Here is a 13,385-nt window from a genome sequence, read left to right as displayed (position 1 = left end):
CCTGTACGGCCTCGAGTTGCATGGGGTTCTGCCTCATATAAAGTAATGCAGGTTGGCTGTTCTCCATTTTTTCTGCGCATGAGGGCACAGCCGTTCCGATCTTCGGTTTCATTTGATCTACAATTTTAGTTAGGAGATATTTTCTGTTTCTTGTCCCGGGAATTTGGTTTATGGGTTTCGCATCATACTGCCCTAACTATTCCCCTCTAGGCAGAGATTACATGTGTAGAAATTTTCTACTATTGTTGCATTGAGGTCTGAATTAATAGCTACTGCGATCTGAGGTGTTGGCAACAGATGTTCTAATCCAGTGGACTCGGAGGACAGCATCTCTCTAGATACGAAAAGTTTTTTGAAGTCATTCCACTGTTACCTCCAAGTCAACTTTGGATAATCGGAATGAACGTAGATGGCTGTTCCGCTCGTCCCTTTATGTATTTGGAATAAACGAAAGGTGAGTATTAGCGATTAGCGTCCTAGCTCTAGCCCTTCAGCTAGTATCGATATTCTCTACCTGAAGGGTAGTTTGAAATTGGCCAGACCTCTAGGTTATGGTGACTTTATCCTGTAACTAATAGGTTTTGGTTGAATCAAACTAGATCTTGGAGGCATGGCAGTCACCTTGTGGCGTCACCGGCAGACGTGCTCCAAAACCGGAGTTTATCGTTTCCTCTCATCAGGGGTGCAAGCCTCGTTAATAAACGGTCACGCCTTAAAAATTGCGGCGGGCCGGGAGCGCATCTATTTTGTGAATCCATTAGGCGTTTCTCATTTTTTCTGTGATTCCTCCGCCAGGCTTGAACAGAAAAAATGATTCTCTCCCAGTGTTTGCTAGACCTCTCAAATCAGCTATTTTGTGAACCTACATCAGGCTACCCGCTAAAACAAAAAGGCCAACGCTCAGCGTTGGCCTTTTTTATTGGGTGAAACTTAAGCGTTTTACAATTGCTCCACGTGGAACATCACTGTTTTTAACCTTGGGCCGCCGCCACACTCTCCAACCGATAGCCATACCCGTAGATGGTCAGCAGCTGCCAGCCCCGGTCTGCGGTCAACCCCAGCTTGTTACGCAGCCGATAAATATGTGTATCCAGTGGCCGTGAGGAGACCATTTCTTCATGGCTCCAAAACCGCTCATACAGGTATTCCCGAGACAGTGGCCGAGCCAGGTTGGCGAACAAGCAACTGGCCAGGCGGTATTCACGCTCAGTGAGATTGATCGGCTTACCCGCGCGCGTCACCGTCAGTTCGGCATCATCAAAGGTCAGGTCGTTGAAACTCTGCACCTCATTAGTCGCTGGCTTTTGCAGCCCATGGCGGCGTAGCACGGCGTTGACCCGAGCCTTGAGTTCGTTTGGCCGAAACGGCTTGCTGACGTAATCATCCGCCCCGCTGTTGAGTGCGGTGACGATATCGCTCTCGGCATCGCGGCTGGTCAACATGATTACGGCGGGTGGTGAGTCCATGTGCTCGCGGGTCCAGCGCAACAATGCGATGCCTGTGATGTCCGGCAGTTGCCAGTCGAGGATCAACAGGTCAAAGGTTTCGCGGCGCAGTTGGCGCAGCAGGTCTTCACCGCGTTCGAAGAAATGCAGGGACCAGGGTTGCTCTGCGGTGCTGGGGATCTGTCGCAGCGTCTGTTCAACCCGACGCAATTCAGCGGGTTCGTCGTCCAGTATTGCGACACGCATGGGTGGGTCCTTTCTACAAAAAATACGACAGCCGACGGTCTGTTCAATCGCGTAGGTAATGCACAGATGCCTGTGGTTGAATCTGAATAATTATGGCCAGACTCAATGCTCACAGGATCTATCGGTACGCTGATATCAAAGGGCCGTAAACCCGTTTAAAGTCTTGCGTACCTACCAGGCGAAAGATACCGGCTCCTACCCTTGAGGAAAAGGATCAGCCGACACATGCGCTGCCGTAGACCTGTATGTGCTGAGGTCAGATGCCGTCTGAAACTACTCGGGTGATGAGCTCCATGACCTGTTCTGCCTATCGATTATGCTGTGCCCTACCCGCGTTACTGGCCCTGGTCATCAGTACAGCTCAGGCTGCAACGCCCTATCGCCCTGCTTATATTGACGAGCCGTTCCTGTGCCGTGCGCACCCGTTGCCAGCAGTTGTGCAGCATTTGACGGGTGAAGCCTGGAAGCTCGATGCCAAAGGCGGGGCGCAGCATCTACTGGAAGGGATGAGCATTGATGAGCAAGAAGGCGTGAAGACTTCGACATCGGCTTTCGTCAGCCTGCGCCTGGGTGATGGTTCCAGTGTGGTGCTGCCCTCCAGTTCACAGGTGCGTCTGCACCTGGTGCAAAAACAGGCGATTCCCCAGGTCATTCTGGAACAGGGCCAGGTCGAGACCTATGTGATCAAACGGGCCAGTGACTACGACCGTTTTCAGATCGTGACGCCCGTCGGCGTTCTGGGCGTGCGTGGCACGCACTTTCGCGTGCGCAATGACGGCGAGCAATCCGTGCTGGAGGTGCTGAATGGCCAGGTAGCGGTTAACCGTGCAGCAGGCAGCGCCGCAGCCGAAGTGAAGGTGGACGCACGCCAAGGTCTGCTGATCAGACAACAAGGTGAACTCAAGCCCGTGGCGCTTTTGCCCGCGCCTGTATTAATCGGCCAGGATGGCCAAAAAGGTCAGTCGCCAGTCTGGAGCCTGTACCTGCGGCCATTACCCGGTGCACAGCGCTACCGCGCCCAAGTCGCGACCGACTCAGCCTTTATGAACATCAAGCAGGAAAACTTTTCCAGTGAGCCGAAAATGCGCTTCACTGGGCTCAAAGCATCGTTTTACCACGTGCGTTTGTCCGCCTACGACGCGCAGGGCCTGGAGGGAGAAACCGGGGTCTATGACATCTTCTATTACCCACCCGCCACTCAGGTACAGGCCAGCGATGGTTAACCCATGATGCTTTGGCACAAGGCCGAGAAACGCCAGCCCACTCATGCCCAGCGCTTGTTCCACGGCCTGGTGCGCGAGTGGTTGTGGATAGGTTTGCTGTTATTGCCAATGACGGCCTACCTCTCGTTGAGCCCGGGCCTGGCGCTGAACAACCCGCTGTATGACAGCCTCAGGCGCCTGGCGCCGTTGCCGGTAGACCCGCGCATCGTGCTGGTGACCATTGACGATCCTAGCCTGAAAGAGTTGGGCCGCTGGCCCTGGCCGCGCAGTTTGCACGCCGACCTGATCGACCGCCTGAGCGCCGCGCAGCCAGCGGCCATCCTCTTCGATGTGATCTTCAGTGAGCCCGGTGTGCCTGCCAACGACCGACGCCTGGCAGCCGCCGTGTGCAACGCCGGCAACGTGGTACTGCCGTTGCTGCGTGAGGAAGCGGCGAACTACAGCACGCCGGACGCGCATATGTTGCCGCTGCTCAAGTGTGCTAAAGGTCTCGGGCATATCAATGTTGAAGCCGACAGTGACGGCGTAGTGCGCAGCCTGTTTATGCGTGAAGGCCCACCCGGTGACACCACGCCGCAGTTGGCGTGGGTGGCCTATGCATTGAGCGGCCAGGCCTCTGAGATGCCAGGAGAACCCCAGCAACCGATTAACCCGTCCTGGCACCGGGAGCACGCCATTCGGATCCCGTTCATCGCTGCCGACACCCGCTTTCCTACGGTCTCCTACGCCAGCGTTATACGCGGTGAGGTCGACCCTGAACGGCTGCGGGGTCGGCTTATTCTGGTAGGCGCCACTGCGTCCGGCATGGGCGATCGTTTCGTCACCCCACTCTCCTCGACTGTCGGCACCACGGCGGGTGTTGAGATCCAGGCCAACGTGCTCAACGGCCTGCTGCAAGGGCGCAGCATCGTTGATCTACCCGGCGCGGTGTCGGCCTTGATGGCGACTGCCTGGGTGGCATTGTTACTGGGCCTGTTGTTGTATCGCCCACGCTACGCGCTCTGGATGACCCTGGGCTGCATGGCCACCGCATTGCTCGGCGCGTGGGTGTTGCTGCGCCAGGGCCACTGGTGGTCACCGGCCGCGTGCCTGATTGGTTTGCTGCTCAGCTACCTGATATGGAATTGGCGGCGCCTCAGCGTGATCCTGGCCTACTTCGGCTGGGAGCTTGCGCGGCTGGATAACGAACCCAAAGTACTGCCCGAGCGTCGTCGTGCGCCCGCGAGCAAGGGAGATGTGCTGCAAGCGCGGATCTTTGCCCTGGAACAAGCGGTAAGCCGTACACGCGATACCCGGCGGTTTATGGCCGACGGTCTGGAGTGCCTGCCGGTGGCCACGCTGATTACCGACCCCAAAGGCAGCATCCTGCTGGCCAACCGGATTGCGCGTGAGGTGTTCAGTAATGAGTTGGTCAACCAAAACCTCCTCGAACAACTCGCCGACCTGGGTTATCCGCCGCTGCACAATGGCGTGCGCCCTGCTCTCTCAGCGCTGGAACTCGTTGAGTTTCGCGACATCCATCAGCGCAGCCTGCGCATTGAACTTGCCCCTTTGCTGCCGGCTGAAGGCGACGTCGCCCTCGGCTGGCTGATGAGCCTCACAGACTTGAGCAAAGAGCGCGAAGCGCAGCAGCACCGCGAAACCATGCTGCGCTTCCTGTCCCATGACCTGCGTGCGCCACACTCGGCGATCCTGGCGCTGCTGGATGTGCATGGCGGTGAGTCGCCGGTGTTTGCTCAGATCGAGCAACAGGTCAGGCGCGCGCTGAGCCTGACTGAATCCTTCGTACAACTGGCCAAAGCTGAGGCCGATGGCTACCAGTTTCAGCCCACGCTGTTTGCCATGCTGGTTATGGATGCTTTCGATCAAGTGGCGGTCATTGGCCAACTTAAAGGCATCCACCTGGTTCATGATCTGGACGAAGCCGATGAAGGCATGGTGTACGCCGATCAATCGCTGCTGACCCGAGCGTTGTTCAACGTGCTGGAGAATGCGATCAAGTATTCCCCTTCCGGTACTACCGTCACCTTGAGCCACGGCAGCGCGCAAGGATGGCTGGAATGCCGCATCAGCGATCAAGGACCCGGTATTGCGCCAGAGGATTTGCCCGAGCTATTCAGCCAATACCGACGCTTCGATTCGGCCCAAGGCAGTGAAGGTTTGGGGTTGGGGTTGACCATGGTCAAAGCTGTAGTGGAGCGCCATGGCGGTCGCATTCAATGTGAAAGCGAGGTGGGTAAGGGTTCGACTTTCAGCCTGCAACTGCCGTTACTCGAGGATTGAAAAACGTACTTTTTCACGGTGCATAAAAAACCGGTCACAAGGACCGGTTTTTTTATGCGGGAAAAACTTATGCACGTTTTTCGCGATTTTATGAGCTTTGGAAATATGTAAGTAAATCAGCTTGTTATGAGGAAAAAACACCATTTCGCCAACAAACCGTACACAGGTTATCCACAGATCACTAAATCGCAGGTGTCTCGACTACAACCGGCTCTGGAGGCAGCGAACCCATGGCCCGTTGCTGCGCTTCATTCCACGCCTGTGCGCGGTCATTGAGTGCGGCAATGGCGCGTGGCCCTTCACCTTCGGCGTACATGGGCTCGCCAATGACCACAGTGATAGTGCCTTCACGCTTGGCCCAACCGGTCTTCGGCCAGAATTTGCCGGCGTTGTGCGCAATCGGCAGCACCGGCAGATGGGCGTTGACCGCCAAAGCAGTACCGCCGCGTGAGAACTTGCCCACGGTGCCAAACGGCACACGCGTACCTTCCGGGAAGATCAGCACCCAAACACCATCCTTGAGCAGCTCGTCACCCTTCTTGGCCACGTGTTTGAGCGCCGCCTTGGGGTTGTCACGGTCGATGGCGATCGGCCGCAGCATGGCCATCGCCCAGCCGAAGAACGGCACGTACAGCAGCTCACGCTTAAGCACCTGGCTCAGAGGCGAGAAGTACGCGGACAGGAAGAACGTTTCCCACGTGCTCTGGTGATTCGACAGAATCACGCAGGGCTGGTCCGGGACGTTTTCAGCGCCCTTGATCTCGAAACGGATGCCCAGGAATACCTTGGTCAGCCACAACGCACAGCGGCACCAATAGACGTTGATAAAACGATAACGCGCCTTGAACGGCAGGAACGGCGCGATAAAAAAGCTCAGGGTGCACCACAGAAACGAACTGGTGCCCAGCAGCAGGTAAAAGAAGAAGGTTCTGATGGCCTGCAAAATCGACATGGCAGCATTTACCGTTGCGGGACATGGCCCGCCTGCTAAAAGCACACTCCCGAGCAATCCTTGTTCAGGAAGTCGAGGGCGGCTAGTTGTTAATAAGTTCTGCGGCAACCGCCGCCAGATCGTCAAAAATCAGAGTGCCTACCGGCAGGTTTTTCGCCTGGGTCTTTTCGCCTTTCCCGGTCTTAACCAAAACTGGCTGAGAGTCGACGGCTTTGGCCGCCTCCAGGTCACCGAGGCTGTCCCCGACGAACCATAGCCCAGCTAACGGCACCTTGTAATGTTCTGCAATGGTTTTCAACATGCCAGGCTTGGGTTTGCGGCACTCGCAGCCCTCATCCGGCCCGTGGGGGCAGTACACCACCAGCCCCACCTCACCGCCCTGCTCGGCCACTAACGCGCGCAAACGCGCGTGCATGGCGTCCAGGGTGGCGATGTCGTAATAACCGCGGGCGATGCCGGACTGGTTGGTGGCGATGGCCACCGTCCAGCCGGCTTTGCTCAACTGCGCGATGGCCTCGATCGAGCCGGGCAGTGGAATCCATTCCGCCACCGACTTGATGTAAGCGTCGGAGTCGTAATTGATCACCCCGTCCCGATCGAGAATCAGCAGTTTCAACATGGTCAGCCCAGTACAGAAATGTCAGCGATGTTGATGAACAAGCCGCGCAGGCGTGCCAGCATGGCGTAGCGGTTTTTCCGCACACCAGCATCTTCGGCATTGATCATCACCGCTTCAAAGAACGCATCCACCGGCTCACGCAAGGTGGCCAGGCGCGCCAGTGCTTCGGCGTAATTGCGTTCGGCGAGCAGCGGCTTCACCGCGTTTTCCGCTTTGGCGATGGCCGAGTTCAGCGAGAACTCCTTGGCATCGGCAAACAGGCCAGGGTCGACTTCGGCATTGCCGAGGTTGTCGGCCTTGCTCAGCAGGTTCGACACACGCTTGTTCACGGCGGCCAGAGCCTCGGCTTCCGGCAGCTTGCGGAAGGCTTGTACGGCCTGTACGCGCTGATCGAAGTCCAACGCCGAGCCCGGTTGCAGGGCACGTACCGACAGGTAGACGGACACGTCCACGCCTTCGTCTTCATAACGCGCACGCAGGCGGTCGAACACAAACTCCAGCACTTGCTCGGCCAACCCGGCTTGCTTGACCTTGGCGCCAAACTGGCCGACTGCAAACACCACGGCCTGGGTCAGGTCGAGGTCGAGCTTTTTGTCGATCAGGATACGCAGCACGCCCAAAGCCGCACGGCGCAGGGCATACGGGTCTTTGCTGCCGGTAGGCAACATGCCGATACCGAAGATACCGACGAGGGTGTCCAGCTTGTCAGCGATGGCCACGGCCGCACCGGTCAAGGTGCTCGGCAGCTCAGCGCCAGCGCCGCGCGGCATGTACTGCTCGTTCAGAGCCAGGGCCACATCGTCCGGCTCGCCGTCGTTGAGGGCGTAGTAGTAACCGGCAACGCCTTGCATCTCCGGGAACTCGCCGACCATTTCGGTGGCCAGGTCGCACTTGGACAGCAAGCCAGCGCGGGCTGCCCAGGCAGCGTCACCGCCAATGCGTGGGGCAATGTAGGCGGCCAGCTTGGAAACGCGCACGGCCTTGTCGTAGACGCTGCCGAGTTTTTCCTGGAACACCACGTTTTGCAGGCGCAGGTTGAAGTCTTCTAGCTTCTGCTTCTTGTCTTGCTTGAAGAAGAACTCGGCGTCAGTCAGGCGCGGGCGCACGACTTTCTCGTTACCGGCGATGATCTGCTGCGGGTCTTTGCTTTCGATGTTGGCCACGGTGATAAAACGCGGCAGCAGCTTACCGTCCACATCCAGCAGGCAGAAATACTTCTGGTTGTCCTGCATGGTGGTGATCAGCGCTTCTTGCGGCACGTCGAGGAAACGCTCCTCGAACGAGCACACCAGCGGCACCGGCCATTCAACCAGCGCGGTCACTTCGTCGAGCAGGCTTGGCGGCACGATGGCGGTGCCTTCCTGCAGGCGGGCCAGCTCTTCGGTGCGCTTGCTGATCAGCTCGCGACGCTCGTTGGCATCGGCCAGCACGTAAGCGGCACGCAGGTCGGCGGCGTAGTTGGCCGGCGAGGTGATGCGCACGGCTTCTGGATGGTGGAAGCGGTGACCACGGGAATCACGGCCAGCCTTCTGGGCGAGGATCGTGCAGTCGATGACTTGGTCACCGAGCAACATCACCAGCCACTGAGTTGGGCGCACGAACTCTTCCTTGCGAGCACCCCAGCGCATGCGCTTGGGGATAGGCAAGTCGTTCAGGGAGTCTTCAACGATGGTCGGCAACAGGCTTGCCGTTGGCTTGCCGGTGATGACCTGGCTGAAGCGCAGTTTCGGGCCGCTCTGGTCGATCTCGCTCAGCTCGACGCCACACTTCTTGGCAAAACCAAGGGCGGCTTGAGTCGGATTGCCTTCAGCATCAAAAGCCGCCTGGCGCGGTGGGCCGTCGAGGTTGATGCTGCGGTCCGGCTGCTGGGTTTCCAGCGCGGTCAGCAACACCGCCAGGCGACGTGGCGCGGCGTAGACTTTTTTCGCGGCGAACTTCAAACCGGCGCTGTGCAGGCCTTTTTCGATACCGGCCAGGAACGCATCGGCCAGGGTGTTGAGTGCCTTGGGTGGCAGCTCTTCGGTGCCCAGTTCAACCAGGAAATCTTGAGCACTCATTGTGCAGCCTCCAGCTTAGCCAACACTTCATCACGCAGGTCCGGGGTTGCCATCGGGAAGCCCAGCTTGGCGCGAGCCAACAGGTAGGCTTGGGCGACGGAACGCGCCAGGGTGCGTACACGCAGGATGTATTGCTGGCGCGCGGTCACCGAGATGGCACGGCGGGCGTCCAGCAGGTTGAAGGTATGGGACGCCTTCAACACCATTTCATAGCTCGGCAACGGCAGCGGCTGGTCGAGTTCGATCAGGCGCTTGGCTTCGCTTTCATAGAAGTCGAACAGTTCGAACAGCTTGTCGACGTTGGCGTGTTCGAAGTTGTAAGTGGATTGCTCCACTTCGTTCTGGTGGAACACGTCGCCGTAGGTGACTTTGCCGAACGGGCCGTCAGCCCACACCAGGTCGTAGACCGAATCCACGCCTTGCAGGTACATGGCCAGGCGCTCGAGACCGTAGGTGATCTCGCCGGTCACCGGGTAGCACTCGATACCGCCGGCTTGCTGGAAGTACGTGAACTGCGTCACTTCCATGCCATTGAGCCAGACTTCCCAGCCCAGGCCCCAGGCGCCCAAAGTTGGCGATTCCCAGTTGTCTTCGACGAAACGGATGTCGTGCACCAGTGGGTCCAGGCCGACATGTTTCAGCGAGCCCAGGTACAGCTCCTGGAAGTTATCCGGGTTCGGCTTCAATACCACCTGGAACTGGTAGTAGTGCTGCAGACGGTTCGGGTTTTCGCCGTAGCGGCCGTCAGTCGGGCGACGACTGGGCTGCACATAAGCGGCGTTCCAGGTTTCCGGGCCGATGGCCCGCAGGAATGTAGCGGTGTGGAAAGTGCCGGCGCCTACTTCCATATCGTAGGGCTGAAGTACCACACAACCTTGCTCGGCCCAGTATTGCTGGAGGGCGAGGATCAAGTCTTGGAAGGTACGCACGGCTGGCGTAGGCTGGCTCACGAAATTCACCTGTTACTTGGGCTGCGATTTAAAGAGCGGGAGTATACCCGATTCGGCCCTGCCACCACTCCCTGGAGCCTTATGCCACGCTGCTTTTGGTGTTCTGAAGATCCGCTGTACATGGCTTATCACGATCAGGAGTGGGGAACGCCGCTGCGCGATGCGCAGGGTTTGTTCGAGTTGCTTTTGCTCGAAGGGTTCCAGGCGGGCCTGTCCTGGATCACCGTTTTACGCAAACGCGAGCATTATCGAAAGGTCTTGTTCGGCTTTGATGCGCAGCGTTTGGCCAGGCTGACCGATGCTGAAATCGAAGCACTGATGCTCGATCCAGGCATCGTGCGTAACCGCCTAAAGCTCAACGCCACCCGCCGCAACGCCGCCGCCTGGCTGGCGCTGGAAGATCCGGTGGGGTTGCTCTGGTCCTTTGTTGGCGGCGTGCCCAAGGTCAATCACTTTACCGATCGCAGCCAAGTCCCGGCGATTACCCCCGAGGCTGAAGCCATGAGTAAAGCGTTGAAAAAAGCCGGTTTCACCTTCGTCGGCCCGACCATCTGCTACGCGTTCATGCAGGCCTCGGGCATGGTCATGGACCACACTCAGGACTGCGACCGTTACGCGGACTTGGCCAACGCCGGTTAGAATGCCCGCTTTGCGCACCACACACGATCAGGAGTGACCTGTGGAAAAGTTTAAAGGCGCCTTGCTGGTAGGCGCTCTTCGGTTGTTTGCCCTGCTGCCCTGGCGCGCTGTCCAGGCCGTCGGCACGGCGATTGGCTGGATCATGTGGAAAACCCCCAACCGCTCCCGCGACACGGTGCGGATCAACCTCTCCAAATGCTTCCCGGACATGGACCCGGCCGCCCGCGAGCGTCTGGTGGGCCAAAGCCTGATGGACATCGGCAAGTCGCTGACCGAAAGCGCCTGCGCCTGGATCTGGCCGGCACAGCGTTCCATCGACCTGGTGCGCGAAGTCGAAGGCCTGGAAGTGCTGCATGAGGCATTGGCCTCGGGCAAAGGCGTGGTTGGTATCACCAGCCACCTGGGCAACTGGGAAGTGTTGAACCACTTCTATTGCAACCAGTGCAAACCGATCATTTTCTACCGCCCGCCCAAGCTCAAGGCGGTGGATGAGTTGCTGCAAAAACAGCGGGTGCAGTTGGGTAACCGCGTGGCGGCGTCCACCAAGGAAGGCATCCTCAGTGTGATCAAGGAAGTGCGCAAAGGTGGTCAGGTGGGTATTCCGGCTGACCCGGAGCCGGCGGAATCTGCGGGCATCTTCGTGCCGTTTTTCGCCACCCAGGCGCTGACCAGCAAGTTTGTGCCGAACATGCTCGCAGGCCACAAGGCTGTTGGCGTGTTCCTGCATGCCCTGAGGCTGCCGGACGGTTCGGGTTACAAAGTGATTCTGGAAGCAGCGCCGGAAGATATGTACAGCACCGACACGGCTACCTCCTGCGCGGCGATGAGCAAGGTGGTGGAGCGTTATGTCGGCGCCTACCCGAGCCAGTACATGTGGAGCATGAAGCGCTTCAAGAAACGCCCGCCGGGTGAAGAGCGCTGGTACTGACCACGTGATCGTTCCCACGCTCCGCGTGGGAACGCCGCCTGTGACGCTCCGCGTCACAGTTTTAAGGGCAGGCGCAGAGCGCCCAGGGCTGCATTCCCACGCAGAGCGTGGGAACGATCATAAATGCAGGCAACTCGGTTTTTCAGCCATACCGAGGTGATGCTATCGCAGGCAAGCCAGCTCCCACAGGGATCAATTCAGGCCAGGCGATCGAGTTTCTTCAGGAACACCGTCATCTCTTTTTCAGCCTGTTTGTCGCCATGTGCCAGGGCTGCTTCTATGCCCTTTTCCCAAGCTAACCGTGCTGCAGCGTTATCACCCTGCCCTTGCTGAGCCTTGCCCAACAGCTTCCACGCCGCCGAATACTTCGGGTCGAACTCGACGCATTTCTGCAAATGCTCGGCCGCCTTGGCGTTGTCCTTCAAGTCCAGATAACCCTTGCCCAAGCCAAAGCGCAGCAATGAATTATCCACACCCTTGGCGAGCATTTTTTCCAGGGATTCGAGCATTTATTATCACCTTGAGCGAAAAAAGGCTGTTGTGGCGAGGGCGCTTGCTCCCGTTGGATTGCGCAGCAGTCCCCCAACATTTTGCGAGCGCTTCGCACTCGAGCGGGAGCAAGCTCCCTCGCCACAATGAAATATTCCTGCCTAGAAAAAACTCAGCCCCACGTGAAACAGCTTCTCCACATCGCGAATGTGCTTTTTATCCACAAGGAACAGAATCACATGGTCACCCGTGGCGATCATCGTGTCGTCATGGGCGATGATCACCTCTTCGTCACGAATGATCGCGCCGATGGTGGTGCCCGGCGGCAGGCCGATATCGCGGATCGCCTTGCCGATCACTTTGCTCGACTTTGAATCACCATGGGCAATCGCTTCGATGGCTTCTGCCGCGCCCCGGCGCAGGGAGTGCACGCTGACGATATCGCCACGGCGCACGTGGGCCAGCAAGGTGCCGATGGTGGCCAACTGCGGGCTGATGGCGATGTCGATGTCGCCGCCCTGGATCAGGTCGACGTAGGCCGGGTTGTTGATGATGGTCATCACCTTCTTCGCCCCCAGCCGCTTGGCCAGCAACGAGGACATGATGTTGGCCTCGTCGTCGTTGGTCAGGGCCAGGAAGATATCGGCGTCGGCGATGTTTTCTTCCATCAGCAGGTCACGGTCCGAGGCGCTGCCTTGCAGGACCACGGTGCTGTCGAGGGTGTCGGACAAATGCCGGCAGCGTGTCGGGTTCATCTCGATGATCTTGACCTGGTAGCGGCTCTCGATGGCCTCGGCCAAGCGCTCGCCGATCTGCCCGCCGCCGGCAATGACGATGCGTTTGTAGCTCTCATCGAGCCGACGCATTTCGCTCATCACCGCGCGAATATTCGCTTTGGCAGCGATGAAAAACACTTCGTCGTCCGCTTCGATCACCGTATCGCCCTGGGGCAGGATCGGCCGGTCGCGACGGAAAATCGCCGCCACGCGGGTTTCCACATTCGGCATGTGTTCGCGCAGTTGGCGCAGTTGCTGGCCCACCAGTGGCCCGCCGTAATAAGCCTTTACCGCCACCAGTTGCGCCTTGCCTTCGGCAAAGTCGATCACCTGCAAGGCACCGGGAATTTCGATCAGGCGCTTGATGTAGTGGGTCACCACTTGTTCAGGGCTGATCAGCACATCCACCGGAATCGCATCGTTGTCGAACAGACCGGCGCGGGTCAGGTAGGCGGCTTCGCGCACGCGGGCGATCTTGGTGGGCGTGTGAAACAGGGTATGGGCGACTTGGCAGGCGACCATGTTGGTCTCGTCACTGTTGGTCACCGCCACCAGCATATCGGCATCGTCGGCACCGGCCTGGCGCAGCACCGTCGGGAATGACGCACGGCCCTGTACGGTGCGGATGTCCAGGCGGTCGCCCAGGTTGCGCAGGCGCTCGCTGTCGGTGTCGACCACGGTGATGTCGTTGGCTTCGCTGGCCAAATGTTCGGCCAGTGTGCCGCCGACCTGCCCTGCACCAAGGATGATGATTTTCATCCGGTCACTCCCTTAAACC

At 58.6% G+C, this 13,385-nt stretch carries 11 protein-coding genes; 4 read left to right on the top strand and 7 right to left on the bottom strand.

Going from position 1 to position 13,385, the window contains the following annotated elements; genetic code table 11:
* Nucleotides 1-971: 971 nt before the first annotated feature.
* Complete coding sequence (locus AB4P96_RS01790) at nucleotides 972-1,691, bottom strand: response regulator transcription factor (protein ID WP_017135134.1); 720 nt, start codon at nucleotides 1,689-1,691, stop codon at nucleotides 972-974.
* Between the two features lie 293 nt (nucleotides 1,692-1,984).
* On the opposite strand from AB4P96_RS01790, the gene AB4P96_RS01785 reads away from it, so the two are divergent.
* Together AB4P96_RS01785 and AB4P96_RS01780 are read left to right on the top strand one after the other, a co-directional pair.
* The gene (locus tag AB4P96_RS01785; RefSeq protein WP_170040599.1) at nucleotides 1,985-2,914 is read left to right on the top strand and encodes a FecR domain-containing protein; all 930 of its coding nucleotides are present in this window, start codon (nucleotides 1,985-1,987) and stop codon (nucleotides 2,912-2,914) included.
* A gap of 3 nt (nucleotides 2,915-2,917) precedes the next feature.
* Entirely contained in the window at nucleotides 2,918-5,197 is a 2,280-nt protein-coding gene (locus tag AB4P96_RS01780; RefSeq protein ID WP_395600455.1) for a CHASE2 domain-containing protein, read from the top strand.
* A gap of 181 nt (nucleotides 5,198-5,378) precedes the next feature.
* On the opposite strand, the gene AB4P96_RS01775 is transcribed toward AB4P96_RS01780, so the two are convergent.
* From AB4P96_RS01775 to glyQ, 4 genes are all read right to left on the bottom strand, one after another.
* Complete coding sequence (locus AB4P96_RS01775; protein ID WP_017135137.1) at nucleotides 5,379-6,149, bottom strand: 1-acyl-sn-glycerol-3-phosphate acyltransferase; 771 nt, start codon at nucleotides 6,147-6,149, stop codon at nucleotides 5,379-5,381.
* Nucleotides 6,150-6,231: 82 nt separating this feature from the next.
* Nucleotides 6,232-6,768, bottom strand: a complete 537-nt coding sequence (gene gmhB / locus AB4P96_RS01770; protein ID WP_017135138.1) for a D-glycero-beta-D-manno-heptose 1,7-bisphosphate 7-phosphatase — start codon at nucleotides 6,766-6,768, stop codon at nucleotides 6,232-6,234.
* A gap of 2 nt (nucleotides 6,769-6,770) precedes the next feature.
* Entirely contained in the window at nucleotides 6,771-8,825 is a 2,055-nt protein-coding gene (gene glyS, locus AB4P96_RS01765; protein ID WP_176992448.1) for a glycine--tRNA ligase subunit beta, read from the bottom strand.
* Nucleotides 8,822-9,775 carry a glycine--tRNA ligase subunit alpha gene (glyQ, locus tag AB4P96_RS01760; protein WP_003187265.1) on the bottom strand — a complete coding sequence of 318 codons (954 nt, stop codon included), beginning with the start codon at nucleotides 9,773-9,775 and terminating at the stop codon, nucleotides 8,822-8,824. Before glyQ ends, glyS begins: the two co-directional genes overlap by 4 nt.
* An 81-nt stretch (nucleotides 9,776-9,856) precedes the next feature.
* On the opposite strand from glyQ, the gene AB4P96_RS01755 reads away from it, so the two are divergent.
* Together AB4P96_RS01755 and AB4P96_RS01750 are read left to right on the top strand one after the other, a co-directional pair.
* Nucleotides 9,857-10,414 carry a DNA-3-methyladenine glycosylase I gene (locus tag AB4P96_RS01755; RefSeq protein ID WP_017135140.1) on the top strand — a complete coding sequence of 186 codons (558 nt, stop codon included), beginning with the start codon at nucleotides 9,857-9,859 and terminating at the stop codon, nucleotides 10,412-10,414.
* A 40-nt stretch (nucleotides 10,415-10,454) separates the two neighbouring features.
* Nucleotides 10,455-11,342 carry a lysophospholipid acyltransferase gene (locus AB4P96_RS01750; RefSeq protein ID WP_017135141.1) on the top strand — a complete coding sequence of 296 codons (888 nt, stop codon included), beginning with the start codon at nucleotides 10,455-10,457 and terminating at the stop codon, nucleotides 11,340-11,342.
* Between the two features lie 197 nt (nucleotides 11,343-11,539).
* Here the strand turns inward: AB4P96_RS01750 and AB4P96_RS01745 are convergent, their stop codons facing one another.
* Both AB4P96_RS01745 and trkA read right to left on the bottom strand, forming a co-directional pair.
* A complete protein-coding gene (locus AB4P96_RS01745) occupies nucleotides 11,540-11,851 on the bottom strand; it encodes a lipopolysaccharide assembly protein LapB (protein WP_065932011.1) in 312 nt (103 codons plus the stop codon).
* Between the two features lie 141 nt (nucleotides 11,852-11,992).
* Nucleotides 11,993-13,366 carry a Trk system potassium transporter TrkA gene (gene trkA, locus AB4P96_RS01740; protein WP_017135143.1) on the bottom strand — a complete coding sequence of 458 codons (1,374 nt, stop codon included), beginning with the start codon at nucleotides 13,364-13,366 and terminating at the stop codon, nucleotides 11,993-11,995.
* Nucleotides 13,367-13,385 lie beyond the last annotated feature (19 nt).

The sequence above is a fragment of the Pseudomonas sp. B19125 genome (genome assembly GCF_044218855.1).
Classification (GTDB): Bacteria; Pseudomonadota; Gammaproteobacteria; order Pseudomonadales; family Pseudomonadaceae; genus Aquipseudomonas; species Aquipseudomonas edaphica.
The sequence above is the reverse complement of the archived record's forward strand: the minus strand, read 5'-3'. Positions and strand labels throughout refer to the sequence as shown.